General features: G+C 65.5%; 17 protein-coding genes. 13 read left to right on the top strand and 4 right to left on the bottom strand.

Annotated features, from left to right (window positions below; genetic code table 11):
* Positions 1-76 precede the first annotated feature (76 nt).
* Positions 77-2839, top strand: a complete 2763-nt coding sequence (locus GRI47_RS03340; RefSeq protein WP_160659943.1) for an ATP-dependent DNA helicase — start codon at positions 77-79, stop codon at positions 2837-2839.
* Positions 2836-3357, top strand: a complete 522-nt coding sequence (locus GRI47_RS03335; RefSeq protein ID WP_160659942.1) for a histidine phosphatase family protein — start codon at positions 2836-2838, stop codon at positions 3355-3357. The genes GRI47_RS03340 and GRI47_RS03335 overlap by 4 nt, the downstream gene beginning before the upstream one ends.
* On the opposite strand, the gene soxR is transcribed toward GRI47_RS03335, so the two are convergent.
* Positions 3354-3791: a redox-sensitive transcriptional activator SoxR gene (soxR, locus tag GRI47_RS03330; protein ID WP_160659941.1), complete on the bottom strand. Its 438-nt coding sequence runs from the start codon at positions 3789-3791 to the stop codon at positions 3354-3356. The two genes, GRI47_RS03335 and soxR, sit on opposite strands and share 4 nt — an antisense overlap.
* A 138-nt stretch (positions 3792-3929) precedes the next feature.
* Between soxR and GRI47_RS03325 the strand changes: the two genes are divergently transcribed.
* Positions 3930-4325 carry a VOC family protein gene (locus GRI47_RS03325; protein ID WP_160659940.1) on the top strand — a complete coding sequence of 132 codons (396 nt, stop codon included), beginning with the start codon at positions 3930-3932 and terminating at the stop codon, positions 4323-4325.
* Entirely contained in the window at positions 4312-5115 is an 804-nt protein-coding gene (locus GRI47_RS03320) for an arylamine N-acetyltransferase family protein (protein WP_160659939.1), read from the top strand. Before GRI47_RS03325 ends, GRI47_RS03320 begins: the two co-directional genes overlap by 14 nt.
* A gap of 13 nt (positions 5116-5128) precedes the next feature.
* Here GRI47_RS03320 and GRI47_RS03315 read toward each other — a convergent pair whose 3' ends face one another.
* Positions 5129-5446, bottom strand: a complete 318-nt coding sequence (locus GRI47_RS03315) for an ArsR/SmtB family transcription factor (protein ID WP_160659938.1) — start codon at positions 5444-5446, stop codon at positions 5129-5131.
* Positions 5447-5578: 132 nt separating this feature from the next.
* Between GRI47_RS03315 and GRI47_RS03310 the strand changes: the two genes are divergently transcribed.
* Entirely contained in the window at positions 5579-6652 is a 1074-nt protein-coding gene (locus tag GRI47_RS03310; protein ID WP_160659937.1) for a succinylglutamate desuccinylase/aspartoacylase family protein, read from the top strand.
* Here the strand turns inward: GRI47_RS03310 and dapA are convergent.
* Positions 6649-7530, bottom strand: coding sequence for a 4-hydroxy-tetrahydrodipicolinate synthase (gene dapA / locus GRI47_RS03305; protein ID WP_160659936.1), 882 nt, complete (start codon positions 7528-7530; stop codon positions 6649-6651). The two genes, GRI47_RS03310 and dapA, sit on opposite strands and share 4 nt — an antisense overlap.
* A 95-nt stretch (positions 7531-7625) precedes the next feature.
* Here dapA and GRI47_RS03300 point away from each other — a divergent pair, with 95 nt between their 5' ends.
* From GRI47_RS03300 to GRI47_RS03290, 3 genes are read left to right on the top strand one after another with little or no spacing between them, the layout of a single operon-like run.
* Positions 7626-9581 carry a lytic transglycosylase domain-containing protein gene (locus GRI47_RS03300; RefSeq protein WP_160659935.1) on the top strand — a complete coding sequence of 652 codons (1956 nt, stop codon included), beginning with the start codon at positions 7626-7628 and terminating at the stop codon, positions 9579-9581.
* A gap of 20 nt (positions 9582-9601) precedes the next feature.
* Complete coding sequence (locus tag GRI47_RS03295; RefSeq protein ID WP_160659934.1) at positions 9602-10117, top strand: GreA/GreB family elongation factor; 516 nt, start codon at positions 9602-9604, stop codon at positions 10115-10117.
* On the top strand, positions 10110-10604 hold the full coding sequence (locus GRI47_RS03290) for an invasion associated locus B family protein (RefSeq protein WP_160659933.1): 495 nt from the start codon (positions 10110-10112) through the stop codon (positions 10602-10604). Before GRI47_RS03295 ends, GRI47_RS03290 begins: the two co-directional genes overlap by 8 nt.
* A 65-nt stretch (positions 10605-10669) precedes the next feature.
* Here GRI47_RS03290 and GRI47_RS03285 read toward each other — a convergent pair whose 3' ends face one another.
* The gene (locus GRI47_RS03285; RefSeq protein ID WP_160659932.1) at positions 10670-11335 is read right to left on the bottom strand and encodes an outer membrane protein; all 666 of its coding nucleotides are present in this window, start codon (positions 11333-11335) and stop codon (positions 10670-10672) included.
* A 275-nt stretch (positions 11336-11610) separates the two neighbouring features.
* On the opposite strand from GRI47_RS03285, the gene rlmN reads away from it, so the two are divergent.
* From rlmN to GRI47_RS03260, 5 genes are all read left to right on the top strand, one after another.
* Positions 11611-12867 carry a dual-specificity RNA methyltransferase RlmN gene (gene rlmN / locus GRI47_RS03280; protein ID WP_160659931.1) on the top strand — a complete coding sequence of 419 codons (1257 nt, stop codon included), beginning with the start codon at positions 11611-11613 and terminating at the stop codon, positions 12865-12867.
* Between the two features lie 4 nt (positions 12868-12871).
* Positions 12872-13891 carry a septation protein IspZ gene (locus tag GRI47_RS03275; protein ID WP_160659930.1) on the top strand — a complete coding sequence of 340 codons (1020 nt, stop codon included), beginning with the start codon at positions 12872-12874 and terminating at the stop codon, positions 13889-13891.
* The gene (locus tag GRI47_RS03270) at positions 13888-14490 is read left to right on the top strand and encodes a class I SAM-dependent methyltransferase (protein ID WP_160659929.1); all 603 of its coding nucleotides are present in this window, start codon (positions 13888-13890) and stop codon (positions 14488-14490) included. The genes GRI47_RS03275 and GRI47_RS03270 overlap by 4 nt, the downstream gene beginning before the upstream one ends.
* Positions 14487-15125 (top strand): MOSC domain-containing protein, encoded by a 639-nt coding sequence (locus GRI47_RS03265; RefSeq protein ID WP_160659928.1) that lies wholly within the window; start codon positions 14487-14489, stop codon positions 15123-15125. The genes GRI47_RS03270 and GRI47_RS03265 overlap by 4 nt, the downstream gene beginning before the upstream one ends.
* Positions 15126-15261: 136 nt before the next feature.
* A complete protein-coding gene (locus tag GRI47_RS03260) occupies positions 15262-15648 on the top strand; it encodes a glycine zipper 2TM domain-containing protein (RefSeq protein ID WP_160659927.1) in 387 nt (128 codons plus the stop codon).
* Positions 15649-15731: the final 83 nt, after the last annotated feature.

Below are 15731 nucleotides of genomic sequence, written 5' to 3'. Positions count from 1 at the left end.
GCGAACCACACAACGCGGCGCGGATCGGCGGCCAGTCTTGTTTACTTTTCGTTCCAGGCTTGGAATAGCACCTTTCGTGACCGAGCCTGCCGTCGAACCCCTGGCCCTCCCCGCGATCCATGCCAGCCATGCGGGCACATGGCTGCGCGATGCGAATGGGGAAACGCGCGGCTGTTCCAAGGGCGAGGCGGTGATGGCCGCAGCCGACACTCCCCTCTTGCTGCTGAACGCGCCGCTGGTCGCCAATCGTCTGGGCTATCCCGACTTGTCCGGGCTCGATCTTCTGGAGCTGTTCGCTTTCGTGAGACCAGCGCGGTTCTGCGTGCCGACACCCAAAGGGTTGGCCGAGGCGCTCGATCTCGCTGTGCCGGGTAGCGACGATGCCGTGCCTCTGTTGCTTCAGAGAGCGGCCGCGCGTCTGCTCGAGATCTGCGCGAGCGGCGATTGGGCCGAGCGGGAGGGCGCGTGGTCCTCTTTGCAATCGCTAACCCGGCTGCGCTGGCCCTGGGCGCAGGTGCTCGCCCCGCACATCAAGAAACCCGAACGGGCGGAGAAATGGCTGTTCTCGCGCCTGCCCGAATGGGAGGAGGCGCCCGAACGCACACAGCCCCAGCAGGTCGCGCTCGACGAACTGGCGATCGAGGGCAAGCTGGAACGCCTGACCGGCGAAGGCGCCGAAAAGCGCGAGGGGCAGCGCCTGTTCGCGCGCGGCGCGGGCGGCGTTTTCGCACCGCGCGCGCAGGACAGGAGGCCCCATATCTTGCTGGCGCAGGCCGGGACCGGGATCGGCAAGACGCTGGGCTATCTCGCCCCCGCCTCGCTCTGGGCGGAACGATCGGGCGGAACGGTCTGGGTCTCGACCTACACCAAGAACTTGCAGCGCCAGTTGCGCAAGGAGAGCAGCCGCGCCTGGCCGGATCGGCGCGCCGATGGATCGCGCCCGGTGGTGGTGCGCAAGGGGCGCGAGAATTATCTCTGCCTGCTCAACCTCGAAGATGCGCTACAAGGCGGGTTCGCGGGGCGCCCTGCCATTCTAGCGCAACTGGTGGCGCGCTGGGCTGCCTATTCGCAGGATGGCGACATGATCGGCGGCGATCTGCCCGGCTGGCTCGGCACGCTGTTCAGAAAGCGCGGGATCGCCGCGCTGACCGACCAGCGCGGCGAATGCGTCTATGCCGGGTGCCCGCATTACAGAAAATGCTTCATCGAACGCAGCGCGCGGGCGAGCGCGCAGGCCGATCTCGTCATCGCCAATCATGCACTGGTGATGGTCAACGCCGCGCGGGGTAGAGACCATGCCCAGCGCCCGACACGCATCGTGTTCGACGAGGGGCATCACGTCTTCGATGCCGCCGATTCGACCTTTTCCGCCGCGCTCACAGGGCAGGAAAGCATCGAACTGCGGCGCTGGATCGTCGGGCCGGAACGCGGCAATCGCGGGCGGCGCCGGGGCCTCGCCGCGCGGCTCGCCGATGTCGCCAGCTATGACGATGCGGGCGGCGAGGCGGTCGAGGCGGCGGTTGCCGCGGCGCAGGACCTCCCCTCGGAAGGCTGGCTGGGCCGATTGGCGGAAGGCGCTCCTTTGGGCCCCGTCGAGGCCCTGCTCGCCCAGGTCCGCGCCACGACCTATGCGCGCGACGAGAGCGGGCAGGAGGCGGGATACGGGATCGAGACCGAAACCGCATCGCTCCCCGGCGAGCTGGTCGAGGCGGCGGGCATGGCGGCGCAGGCCCTCGCCGCGATCCGCACACCGCTGATGAAGCTGGCGGGCCGGTTGGAGGCCATCATCGTGGATGCGCCGGACTGGCTCGACGGACAGGGGCGCGCCCGGATCGAAGGGGCACGCCATTCGCTCGCCTGGCGGATCGACCTGCTGGCCGCATGGGAGGCGCTCTTGTCGCGGCTCGGCGGCCCGGCGGACCCCGATTTCGTCGACTGGCTGGCCGTCGATCGCAATGATGCGCGCGAATTCGATGTCGGGCTGCATCGCCACTGGGTCGATCCGATGAAACCCTTCGCCCGCACCGTGCTCGAGCCCGCGCATGGCGTGATGCTGACCAGCGCAACGCTAACAGATCGCGGCGAGGATGGGCCGGACTGGCCGCACGCCGTGGCGCGCAGCGGTGCCGCGCATCTCGAAATCGCGCCGCGCACCAGCCAATCGGACAGCCCCTTCGATTACGCCAACCGTGCCGAGGTCCTGATCGTGACCGATATCAGGCGCGGCGATATTGCCGGGCTCGCCGGTGCCTATGCGCGGTTGATCGAGGCATCGGATGGCGGCGTTCTCGGCCTTTTCACCGCGATCCGGCGAATGCGCGCGGTGCATGGCCGCATCGCCGACCGGCTCGCGCGCGCTGGCCTGCCACTCTACGCCCAGCATGTCGATCCGATCGACACCGGCACGCTCACCGACATCTTCCGCGACGATCCGCGCGCCAGCCTGCTCGGCACCGATGCGCTGCGCGACGGGGTGGACGTGCCGGGGCGGTCCTTGCGCTGCGTCGTCATGGAAAGCGTGCCCTGGCCGCGCCCCACCATTCTCCACCGGGCGCGTCGCGCCGCCGCCGCGGATGAGCCCGGCGGCGCCAAGGGGCATGACGATCGCATCATCCGCGCCCGCCTCGCCCAGGCGTTCGGACGGTTGATCCGCACGCGCGAGGATGCCGGCCATTTCGTCGTCCTCTCATCCGCCTTCCCCTCGCGCTTTCTCTCCGCCTTCCCCGATGGCACCCCGGTCCTTCGCCTGACGCTCGCGGAAGCTTTACAGCGGGTCGCGCAAGGTGTTCATGCGGTGCCGGGTGGCGAAACGGCCAAAGAGAGCAAGGAAAGCGCGTGAAGATCCTCGGCCTGATGCGTCATGCAAAATCGGATTGGAGCGATGGCGACACGCGCGATTTCGATCGCGGGTTGAACGCGCGCGGGCGCAAGGGCGCGCGGCTTATGGGCGATCATATCCGCGACCACGGGATCAAATGGGATGCGCTGATCGCCAGCCCGGCCCAGCGGGTGAAGACGACACTCGAAGAGGCCTTGCCCGAACTGTCGCCCGAATGGGACCGCCGCCTCTATCTCGCCGGGACCGACACGATGATGGATGTGCTGCATCAGGCGAGCGGCAAGGCCGTGCTGATCGCGGCTCATAATCCCGGTCTCGGCGACATGGTCCTCGAACTGGTCGCGCCCGCGCATGAGAACGCCCTGTTCGACGAAGCGAAGGTGAAATTCCCGACCGCGAGCTACGCTGTCTTCGAACTGGATATCGATGATTGGGCGGATTTGACGCCGGAATGCGGCAAGCTCGTCCACTTCGCGCGCCCGCGCGATCTCGATCCCGAGCTTGGGCCGGATACCTAACGCAGGATGCGCGGCCCCGCCCCGCCCTCGGCGGCGATGTCCTGCGGATTGTAGATCTGGCAAGTCTTGAGGCTCAGGCAGCCGCAGCCGATACATCCGTCGAGATTGTCGCGCATCGCCTGCAATTGCGCGATGCGCTCGTCCAGCCCGCCACGGATCGCCTCGCTGATCTTCCACCAGTCGAAACTGCTCGGTGTGCGACCCTTGGGCAGCGCGCGGAGATGTTCGCCGATCTCTTCGAGCGAGAGGCCGAGCTTCTGGACGATCAGGATGAAGCTCAGCCGACGGATATCGCTGCGCAGAAAGCGCCGCTGATTGCCGCCAGTACGCATCGGTTCGATCAGCCCCTTGTCCTCGTAGAAGCGGATCGCGGAGACGCTGAGCCCCGTGCGGCGGGCGAGTTCGCCTATCGAAAGTGTGTCGTTCGGTCCCATCGATCACACTGATAGCGACGTTGCGGCTTGACCTCAAGCAAACTTGAGGTTGCATGAGTGTGGGCACCGGACCTGCCGCATGGGAAGCCTGCCTCACTGTCGAAGCGGGCACACGCGGCGGTTCGGATGGAGATGTCCATGCCCGATCGAACCCACGTTTCCGCCCGGCTCGAACACGTCAATATCTCGTCGAGCGACCCGGACCGGCTCGCCGATCTGATCGCCCAGATCACCGGATGGACCCGCCGATGGGAAGGCCCAGCCATGGCTGGCGGACGCACCATCCATCTCGGCGATGCGCAGGCCTATCTCGCGATTTACACCAATCCGGACGTCGCTGCCGGGTTCGGCAAGGGCGCGCCGATGAACCATATCGGGATCGCGGTCAGCGATCTGGATGCGGCCGAAGCGCTGGTGGCCGAGGCCGGTCTGCTTCCGTTTAATCAGGGACAATACGAGCCCGGACCGCGCAGCTTCTATTTCCTCGATTGGGACGGAATCGAATTCGAGGTAGTCAGCTATGAAGCCGCTTGATCGCTATCTCGCGCGGATAGGATTGACAGGCCCTCTGACGCCAGATCTGAATGGACTGCGCGCCATCGTCTCTCGGCATGTCGCTACTTTTCCCTTCGAAACGCTGGATATCCATCTCGGTCGCCCACCCGGGATTGAACCGCGTCGCGCCTTCACCAAGATGGTCGATCAGAAGCGCGGAGGATGGTGCTACGAACAGAACGGACTTCTGGGCATGATGCTCGACCAAATCGGCTTCACGACCGTCCGCCTGTCGTGCACGGTCCAGAACCATCGTTCTGCAACGGCCCGTCCTGGCTCGCATCTCGCACTGCTGGTGCTGCTGGAACGCCCCTATCTGGTGGACGTCGGCTTCGGAGGCAGCCTAACGCAACCGCTTCCGCTCAAGGGGGGCACGTGGTCGGACGGCCCCTTCGTGGTTTCCCTTGAAGACCTCGGCAACGATGGCTGGCGTTTCACTGAACGCCTAGCCGGGCGGGATCCATTCGGCTTCGACTTCCGCGCCGAGCCCGCGGACGAGGCCGAACTCGCCAGGATGAGCGAATGGCAGGGAAAAGATGGGAATTCGCCGTTCGTTACGCGCTTGACGGTGCAGCGTCGAGATGGCGATCGTCATCTCAGCCTCCGGGGTAAAAGCTTGACCGAACACCGATCGGGACCAGTCCTTATCCGGCACGTCGAGACAGCAAGGGACCTCGTTGCCATCCTCGAACAAGAGTTCGAACTCGATTTGCCACAACTCCTCCGGCTGCCATTGCCCGAATTCGGCGCGCCCACCAGCGACGATTGATCTCGGGGTGAAGTCAGCCGGGGGCGTGGAGTTCGGCCGCCCCCTGGAAGCCCGCCATCGCGCCCAGTGGCACCTCTTCGAACCGTCCCAGCCACCGGCGCGCCATCTTGGCCAGCGGGATCGGGTTAAGGTAATGTCGCTTGCAGCGCCCGTCACGCTCGGAAGCGACCAGTTCGGCCGCTTCCAGCACGGCGAGGTGCTTGGCCACCGCCTGGCGCGTGATCGGCAGGTCTTCCGACAGGTCCGACAGCGTCATCCCGCCCCGCTCGCTCAAGCGATCGAGCAGCAGCCGCCGCGTTGGGTCGGACAGGGCGGAGAAGGTATCGGTCATGGGCGGCAGGCTATGGCGGGGGTCGCGAGTCGCGCAAGTTAGCCGCCCCCGCCCCGCCCGTTTTTTCCACGACCGGCGCTACGCGCGCTTTTTCGCTTGCGCATGGCTGCCCCGGTGTTCCTAAATCTCCGCATGAGTTCGCACAACGCGCCCGCCCCCTTCGCCATCCACGATCGCAGCATCGCACCCGGAACGAGCGAGATCCTGACGATCCCGGTCAGCCAGCAGGTCACGGGCCTCGATTCCTCGCTGGCGTTGAAAGTGCTGCATGGGGCCAAGCGCGGTCCATGCGTTTTCGTGAGTGCGGGCATCCACGGGGACGAGATCGTCGGCACCGCCATCGTCCAGCGCCTGCTCGACCATCTCATGCCGGAACACCTTTCGGGCACGGTGATCCTGGCGCCCGCCGTCAATATCTACGGCTTCGCCGCGCACAGCCGCTATCTGCCCGACCGGCGCGATCTCAATCGCAGCTTTCCGGGCCATGAGGGGGGTAGCCTCGCTGCGCAGCTCGCGCATTGCTTCCTCGCCAATGTGATCGAACGCTGCACGCTCGGCATCGATATGCACACCGCCGCAGTCCACCGCTACAATCTGCCGCAGATACGGATCGCCTCGGGCAGTCCCTATCTGACCGAACTGGCCATGGCCTTCGGCGCGCCGATCATCGTCGAAAGCCCGCTGCGGCCCGGATCGATGCGGGCGCTCGCGGCTGAACGTGAAGTTCCGATGCTTCTCCTGGAAGCAGGCGAGGCGCTGCGTTTCGATCGCTATTCGATCGGCGTCGGGGCTGCGGGCGTGCTGCGGGTGCTTGCCTATATCGGCATGATCGCGGCGAGCGACGGGATCGATAACACCGCCGTCCCGATGCGCGCCAACCGATCCCACTGGGTGCGCGCGCCGCGCGGCGGGGTCTCTCGCCGGGTGAGGAAATCGGGCGATATCGTGCGCCAGGGCAATCTGCTGGCCGTGGTCGGCGGTCTGTTCGGCGAAGACGGCATAGAACTCGTCAGCCCGATCGACGGCGTCATCATCGGCCACGCGACACTGCCCGTGGTCAATCAGGGCGATGCCCTGTTCCATATCGCCGAGGTCGGAGCGCTCGACCATGTTGGGGAAAACGCGCATTCGATCGTCGAGGCGATGGCCGTCAGCGACCCGCCCTTCCCGGCCTCGCCGATCCTCGACGAGGACGAATTGCTTTAGATCAGTCCCGCGATCGCAAGCGCCTCGTCCACCGCCTTGCGGCTGGCATCGCTGGCGCGGCAGATCGGCAGGCGGACCTCGTCGGAGAACCAGTCATGCACCCGGCTGAGCGCGTATTTCACCGGCGCGGGGCTCGCGTCCGAGAACATCGCGTAATGCAGCGGGAACAGGCGGTCGTTCAATTCGCGCGCCTTTGCCAGTTCGTTGGCGGCGATCGCCTCGTGGAATTCGGCGCACAGTTTCGGCGCGACATTCGCGGTGACGGAGATACACCCCGATCCGCCCGCCGCCGCATGGGGCAACCACAATTCGTCATTGCCCGACAATTGGCAGAAATCCTTGGACAGGCCCATGCGATGATCGGCCACGCGCGACAGATCGCCGCTCGCATCCTTGATCGCCACGATCCGGTCGGGGAATCGGCGCACCAGTTCCACAACCGTCTCGTCCTCGATATCGGTGACGGTGCGTCCCGGCACGTTGTACAGCACGATCGGCAGGTCGCTGTGTTCGGCGAGATAGCTGAAATGGGCGATCAGCCCGGTCTGGCTCGGGCGGTTGTAATAGGGCGCGACGCACAGCCCAGCAGTCGCCCCCGCCTTCTTCGAAAACCCCATATGGAGCAGCGCGTTCTTGGTATCGTTGCTGCCGCAGCCCGCGATCACCGGGACGCGGCCCGCCGCCTGTTCGATACAGACCTCGATCACCCGGTGATGCTCGGCATTGGACAGCGTCGACGCCTCTCCCGTGGTACCGCAGGGGACCAGCCCCTTGCTCCCGTTCTCGATCTGCCAGTCGATCAGCTTGCGATAAGCGACCTCGTCGAACGCTCCGTCGCGAAAAGGAGTCGCCAGAGCGGGAATCGAACCTGTGAACATTTACCCGGATCCTGCGTTAGAGGCATGACAATGCGGGCGAATTCGCCGCATCGACGCGATTTCATTCAGCGCCTGATAAGGAGCGGGGGGACATTATGTCCAGCATGGTACTCAAAACAGTTTTCAAGACCGCAATTCTCGCCGGCACCGCGCTGGCGACCCCTTCCATCGCCAGCGCGCAGGACGGATCGAGCTGGGACCGCGCGCGCAGCAATCTCGTTGCGGGGCAGCAGGGCGCGATGGCTCCCGCGATCGAGCGGTGGGAATATCTGATCGGTCAGGATGGGTTGCCCTTCGCGACCTACGCCAATTTCATCACCACCTATGAGGGCTTCCCGCAGCAGGACCGCTTGCAGCGCCGTGCAGAGGCCGCGCTGGATCGCGATCCGGTCACCCCCGACCAGCTGGTCGCCTTCTTCGATCGCAACCCGCCGATCACCAATAGCGCGAAGGCTCGCTATGCTCTCGCGCTCGGCACACAGAACCGGGCCGAGGCGTATGACGTGGCTCGCGCGGCATGGCGCGGCGGCACGATGAGCGGGCCTTCGGAGGCCTATATCCAAGGGCTCTACGGCACGCGCTTCTCCGCCGAGGATCAGGACGCGCGCATGGATGCGCTGTTGTGGCAGGGCGATAGCGAAGGTGCCGCGCGGCAGGCGGTGCGCGTCTCGCCGCAATCGCGCGCGCTGGCGATGGCGCGCCTGTCGCTGTTGCAGGGTTCGATGCCCGACACATCCGCGCTCGCGCCGAATGTCGCGCGCAGCGATCCGGGCTATATCTACAATCTCGTGCGCCACTACCGCACCTCGCGCCAGATGCCGCAGGCGATCGCGCTCCTGACCAGTCGCCCGAGCTTCGAGCAGCCTGCTTTCGATCCCGAAGCGATGATCGGCGAAATGCTCAGCGTCGCGCGCGGCGCCAGTCCCGGCCAGGCGGCCCAGATCGCCGCATCGGTCGACGATCTGTTCGCGCCCGGCTTCGACGTCAGCACGGGCAGCTATCGCCTGCGCGACGATTACACCTCGCTTGTCTGGCTCGGCGGGACTTCCGCCCTGTGGGATCTTGGCGACGGACGCCGCGCCGCGCCGCTATTCTATCGCTACGGCGCCGCCGCGCAGACACCGCAGACCCGGTCCAAGGGGTTCTACTGGGCGGGCCTCGCCGCGAAGCATGCCGGGATGACGGACGAGGCGAACCGCTATTACGAGATGGCCGCCGAATATGCGGACCGGTTCTACGGCCAGTTGGCGTTGAAGGAGTTGGGCCGCCCGGTCCCCAAGCTCGCCGCCGACAATCTGACCGTCCCCACACCCGAAGCGCGCCAGGCCTTTGCCGCCCAGCCGATCGTGGCCGCCGTGCGCGAAGTCGCCCGCGATGCTCCCTGGCGCACCGGCATCCAGTTCTATCGCGAACTGGCCCAATCGGCTGACACGCTGGAAGAACACCAGATGGTCGCCGATCTCGCCCGCGAAATCGGGCGGCGCGATCTGGCGGTCAATGTCGCCGAAGCGGCGGGCGCGGACGGACATCACGAATTCGTGACGCAGGGCTTTCCCGTCCTGCCGCTCCCCCCGGGCGCCGAATTCACGCTGGTCCACGCGATCGCGCGACAGGAAAGCCAGTTCGCGCAGAACGCGATCAGCCATGCGGGCGCGCGCGGCCTGATGCAGCTGATGCCGGGCACCGCGCGCGAGGAAGCGGACAAGGCGGGCGTGACCTACATGTCCTCCTCCCTCATCGACGATGCGAATTACAACGTCCGCCTCGGTTCCAATCACATCACGCGGCTCGTGAGCTATTACGACGGCAGCTATCCGCTCGCCTTCGCGGCCTACAATGCCGGGCCGGGCAATGTGAACAAATGGCTGCGCTCGAACGGCGATCCGCGCACCGGATCGATCAGCTGGGTCGAATGGATCGAGAAGATCCCGTTCTTCGAGACCAAGAACTATGTCCAGCGTGTGATCGAGAATGCGGCGGTCTACGAACAGCTCTATCCCGAACGCACCGCCTATGGCCGCGCACGCTCGGCTGGTGACTTCCTGCGCTGATCTGCGGTAGGAGGCGGGCGATGCCTGCCTCCTCTCCGCCTCCCGATACCAACGCCCCTGCGCGCAAGACCAATCCGATCAGCGCGGCGGGCTACGCCGCGTTGAAAGCGCGTTACGATCACCTGCTCGGCACCGAACGGCCGGAAATCGCCGAAATCGTGAACTGGGCGGCGGGCAATGGCGATCGCAGCGAGAACGGGGACTATCTATATGGCCGCAAGCGGATGCGCGAGATCGACCGCGAACTCGGCCATCTGGCGCGCCGGATGAAGGCCGCCCGCGTCATCGAACCGCACGAACAGGTCGATAGAAGCCGGGTGTTCTTCGGCGCCACGGTCACCCTCGCCGACGAGGACGATGCGCGCCGCACCGTCACCCTGGTCGGCGATGACGAACAGGACGCAGGCCGGGGCAGGATCGGCTGGACCAGCCCGCTGGCGCGCGCTCTGCGCGGTGCGGCTTTGGGCGATCTGCGGACCGTGCGCCTGCCCGGCGGGGTGAAGGAGTGGGAAATCATCGAGATCGCCTATGATTAGGCTCGCCGCCGTCGCGCTGCTCGCCGCCGCAGCCCCGCTCCAGGCCAAGGACAGCCTCGGCGTCTTCGGGGATTGGGGGGCGTTTCGCGACGAGCTTCGCAATGGAGGCGGCCCGCGCTGCTATGCCATCGCCATGCCCGCGCCGAGCCGGCTGCAACGCGACCACGAACCCTATGCCACCATCGCGACCTGGCCGCGCCGCGCGATCCGTGGTCAGGTTCATTTCCGCCTGTCGCGCGATCTTCGCGATGCAGCCGCGGTCACGCTGAACATGAACGGCAAGCGCTTCACCCTGACCGGCGGCGGAGCGGACGCCTGGGCGCAGGATCGCGCAATGGATGCCGCCATCGTCGCCGCGATGCGATCCGCCAGCCGGATGACGGTCTCCTCCGTGGATCGGAGCGGTCGGCGCTTCTCGAACACCTACACGCTCGACGGCGCATCGTCCGCCATGGATGCCGCGACCGTGGCCTGCGCCCGCCGCTAGACACGAAAAAGCCGGAGGCGCTCGAAGCGCCCCCGGCCCCTTTTTTTTCGTCGATCAGGCGGCGCTTAGAAGCGCAGGCCGTAACCCACCATCACCTGATGACGGTCGAGATCGATCTCGCCCAGATCCTGATCGGGCGTGTCGCCTTCGAAGTCGAGTTCGGCATCGCTGTAGTTCGAATAGCGGTATTCGATCTTCGCGTAGCTGTTCCCGCTCAGCGCGTATTCCGCACCCGCGCCGATGCGGAAGCCATCGGTGTCGATCTTGGCGCGATATTCGTCACCGTCGAACGAGCTTTCGATGTTGTAGCGGGCGTTGGTGTAGCCGCCCTTGCCGTAGATCAGCAGGTCCGGCGCGGCGAGGAAACCGGCGCGCGCACCGACATAGATGTCGCGGCCCGTCTCGACATTGCCGAGGCCGAAGCCTTCGAAATCGCCGTTGGTGAACTCGGTCTTGGCGGTGGAATCGCTCAGTTCCGCTTCGAGACCGAGGACGACGCCACCGGCGTTGAAATCGTAACCCGCGCCGATGCCGTAATTGAAGCCGTCGATCGACTGGTCGTCGTTCTCGTTCGCTTCGTTGTCCGCATCGCTACCGGCCTGGCTGACGTCGTAACCGGCGAGGCCTTCGACGCGGAAGCCGGTGAAGGGAGCGTCGGCGCTCTGCGCCATGGCGGGGGCTGCAACCGCGAAGGTGGAAGCGGCGGCGAAAAGGGCAGTAATGGTCTTCATTGGTATTCTCCGTTAACAGCGCGACCCTCGGCATCGGCTATTCATCCGGTGCGTCGCGTCGGGCACGGAGAGGAAACGGCGGCCCAAGCCGTGTAGTTTCATTAACGTCACACAACATGAAACTGTGGCATTTTTGAAACATTGTTGCGACCAGATGAACGGATTTTCGGGATGGATGGCCGGGAACCGGCGATGGTCGGCACGGAGGCCATCTGAGCACCCATCCCAGCGCCCGCTTCCAAAACCCGCCTGACATCGCTATATGGCGCGCTCCCATGGCCGATACGAACCTCATGAGCATCCCCGGGCAGATCGACCCGGTTCCCGTCGCGCGCGACATTACTCCGCGTGCCGATGGCCGCACCGACCTGCTCGGCCTGTCGAAAGACCGCATCCGCGCCCTCTTCGCCGATGCCGGTCTCGATGCGAAGCAGGCCAAGCTGCGCGCCAAGCAGGTGTTCCACTGGCTCTATCACCGCGGCGTCACCGATTTCGAGGCGATGACGGACATCGCCAAGACGATGCGCCCGTGGCTGACGGAACGCTTCGTGATCGGGCGCCCCAACGTGGTCGAGGCCCAGCATTCGACGGACGGGACCCGCAAATGGCTGCTGCGCACCGATGACGGCCACGAATTCGAGATGGTCTTCATCCCCGATGCGGATCGCGGGACTTTGTGCGTCTCCAGCCAGGTCGGCTGCACGCTCAATTGCCGGTTCTGCCATACCGGCACGATGCGGCTGGTGCGCAATCTGACGCCCGGCGAGATCGTGGGGCAGGTCATGCTGGCGCGCGATGCGCTGGGCGAATGGCCGAAAGGGCGGATGGACGATCTGGGCGACGAGAGCGAGAGCGCCTACACCTCGGACGGGCGCCTGCTCACCAATATCGTCATGATGGGCATGGGCGAACCGCTCTACAATTTCGACAATGTGCGCGATGCGCTGCGCATCGTGATGGATGGAGACGGGCTGGCGCTGTCGAAGCGCCGCATCACTTTGTCGACCAGCGGCGTCGTGCCGATGATGGCCCGCTGCGGCGAGGAGATCGGCGTCAATCTCGCCGTGTCGCTCCACGCCGTCACCAAGGATATCCGTGACGAGATCGTGCCGATCAACAAGAAATACGGCATCGAGGAATTGCTGCAGGCCTGCGCCGATTATCCCGGCGCGTCCAACGCCCGGCGCATCACGTTCGAATATGTGATGCTGAAGAACAAGAACGACAGCGACGAGGACGCGCGCGAGCTCGTCCGCCTGATCAAGCAGTACGATCTGCCCGCCAAGGTCAACCTCATCCCCTTCAACCCCTGGGGCGGCGCGCCTTACGAATGTTCGAGCCCGGAGCGGATCAGGCGTTTTTCCGACATCGTCTTCGAAGGTGGAATCAGCGCGCCTGTGCGCACGCCAAGGGGGCGCGATATCGACGCCGCCTGCGGGCAGTTGAAGACCGCGGCGGAGAAGAAGAGCCGTGCCCAGCGCGATCGCGAGGCGGCGGAAGCGGCAGAAACGACGCAGGCCGTCGAGGCCTGAGCACATGGCCGAAAAGCAAGGCGGGCTGACGCTCTGGCGCTACCGCCGCCAGTTCGCGGTGGACGGCGTTCCGGGATGCGTTACGCTGCGCTCGCGCACGGACGGGCTGTTCAGTGAGCTCGAACTGAATGGTCGCATCGTCGCTCGCGACCAGACTCCCGCCATCGGGCCTTCGGCGGTGCGCAATCACCTCCTTACTTCGACGCTTCCTGACGGATCGCTCCTGACGGTAGAAGCCGGCTATATCAGCTCGCGCAATATGGGGATCGCAGTCCGCCGCGATGATGTGACCGTGCATGAGAGCCACCCCGGAAGAACCATTGCCTATCCCGAGAAATACCGCGCGCAGATGGTGGCCTACGCGGACGGATCGATGGGCGACGCCTTCAAGCAGAACGCCAGCGGCGATGCGAATTCGGAGATCGATTTCAGCGCGTTCAAGCGCAACCGCATTCCGCTCGCCGTCGATATCCTGCTCGGCCTCCTGTTCTTCGTGATCGCCAAATATACCGACCTCACCACCGCTGCGATCGTGGGTGCGGGATTGGGTCTCGCGCTGCTGGTCGCGCAGAAGATCACGAAGATCGACCTGCTCGGCGGGCTGGCGCTGTTCGGCATCGCGCTGATGATCGCCTCTGCCGCTCTCGCGCTGATGTTCCAGTCCGACGAGGCGGTGAAATATCGCACCACGGTGATCGGCCTTGTCAGCGCGGGTCTGTTCCTGATCGACGGGCTGCGCGGCGGGAACGGGCTGGCGATCCGGCTGAAGAATTACCTCCCCTATCGCGGGATCGACGCCGGGCGGCTGGGGATCGGCATGGGATTGATGGGGGCCGCGATGGCCGCGCTCAACCTGATCGTCGCGCTCTACACCTCGACCGATGTCTGGCTGTTCTACAGCACCTTCGCCGATTTCGTCGTGTCGATGGGGCTGATCCTGATCGTGTTCCAATATGCGCAGGGCAAAATCTGGCGCGAGACATGGCCGCGCTATCGCCCGCCGCCTGCGGACGAGGCCGGATGAGCGCCGACCCGGCCACGCTCGCCTTCTATGCCGGGCTTGCGCCGGGTTTGACCGCGAGTTCCGGGCAGGCGCCCAGCCGCCATCTCGACGGCTTCCTCGACCGGCTGGAGCCAGGCGCGCGCGTCCTCGAACTAGGATGTGGAACCGGGCGTGATGGGGCGCACATCGCTGAGCGCGGCTTCGTGGTGGACGCGACCGACGCGGTTCCCGCGATGGTAAGGAAGGCGAACGAACGCTTCGACCTCGGCGCGCGGGTCATGCGCTTTGACGAGCTTGCGGCGCGCGGGGAATACGACGCGGTCTGGGCCCATGCCTGTCTGCTCCATGTCGCGCGCGCCGATCTGCCCGATGTCCTCGCGGCGATCCGCACCGCGCTGAAGCCCGGCGGATGGCATTATGCCAGCTATAAACTCGGCAATGGTGAGGGACGCTGCCTGCTGGGCCGCCTGCACAATTTCCCCGACGCCGATTGGATCGCGGGCCTCTATCGCGAGGTAGGCTTCGCGATCGCGGATAGCGAGATATTCCGTGGGCAAGGCGCCGATGGGACGGTTCGCGATTGGATCGCGCTCACCGTGCGCTTAAAAGACCCCGCATGACGTCCCTTACCGCCCTCTGCATCGGCCAACCCAAACCCTTCCGCGGCGAGGATACCAGCGCGATCGACAAACACCCGGTCGACGGCCGGGTCGCGATCCGTTCGCTCGGCCTAGCGGGCGATGCGGTGGCCGACCCCAAATATCACGGCGGGCCGGAAATGGCGGTCCATCATTACCCGCACGACCACTATCCGATATGGCGCGATTATCTTGGGGGACACGATCTCCTCTCCCGCTACGGCGCGTTCGGGGAGAACATCGTCGCGACCGGCTTGGCCGAGAACCAAGTCCATATCGGGGACCGGTTCCGCATCGGCGGCGCGCTGCTCGAAATCAGCCAGCCGCGCCAGCCATGCTGGAAGATCGAACACCGGTTCGCTCGCAAGGGGATGATCAAGCATATCCTCAAGACCCATGCCTGCGGTTGGTATTACCGCGTGATCGAGGAAGGCGAGGCCGAAGCGGGCGATGCGATCGAGCGCGTCGAAGTCGGTCATGCGGAATGGTCCGTCGCACGGGTTTTCGCTGCCCTGTTCGACCCGGACGATCGAACCACACCCGCAGATCTGCGCGCCATCGCCAACCTCGATCGGCTGTGCCCGCAATGGCGCGGCAAGGCGCGCGACCTTTTATGACTGCCGCATTTCGTCGCGAAAATCCGCACGTTCCGTCGCGGATTTCGCCTTACAACCGCGCGTTCACCTGAGGTTGTGGGCCCATGGCCAAACGACTGGATCGTAGTTTTCAAATTCAGTCATGAGGACATAACTTATGAAAAAGCTCACTCTGGCGTTCGCCGCATCGACCATGGCCGTAACCGGGATCGGAACCGCTGCCCCGGCCCTTGCCGATCCGCCGTCTTGGGCGCCCGCCCATGGCAAGCGCGCCAAGGATCGCGCACGCTATGACAGCCGTGGCTATTACGTGCAGCCGCAGCGCATCACGCGCTCCGACCGGATGTGGCAGGGCAATGACGGTCGCTATTACTGCAAGCGCGACAACGGGACGACCGGCCTCGTGATCGGCGCGGGCGTCGGCGCGCTCGCCGGGCACGAACTGGCGGGCCGCGGTGATCGGACGCTCGGCGCGATCCTCGGCGGCGCGGTCGGCGCTCTGGTCGGTCGCGAGATCGATCGCGGGAGCCTTAGCTGCCGCTAAGACGCTGAACAGCCTTGCGAAGAATGGCGCGTCGCCTTTTCCCGGACCTTTTGGGGAGGCGGCGCGCCTTTTCTTTACGCAGG

This window comes from Qipengyuania pelagi (assembly GCF_009827295.1).
Classification (GTDB): domain Bacteria; phylum Pseudomonadota; class Alphaproteobacteria; order Sphingomonadales; family Sphingomonadaceae; genus Qipengyuania; species Qipengyuania pelagi.
Note: the sequence above shows the minus strand (reverse complement) of the source record. Positions and strands in the feature narration are given on the sequence as shown.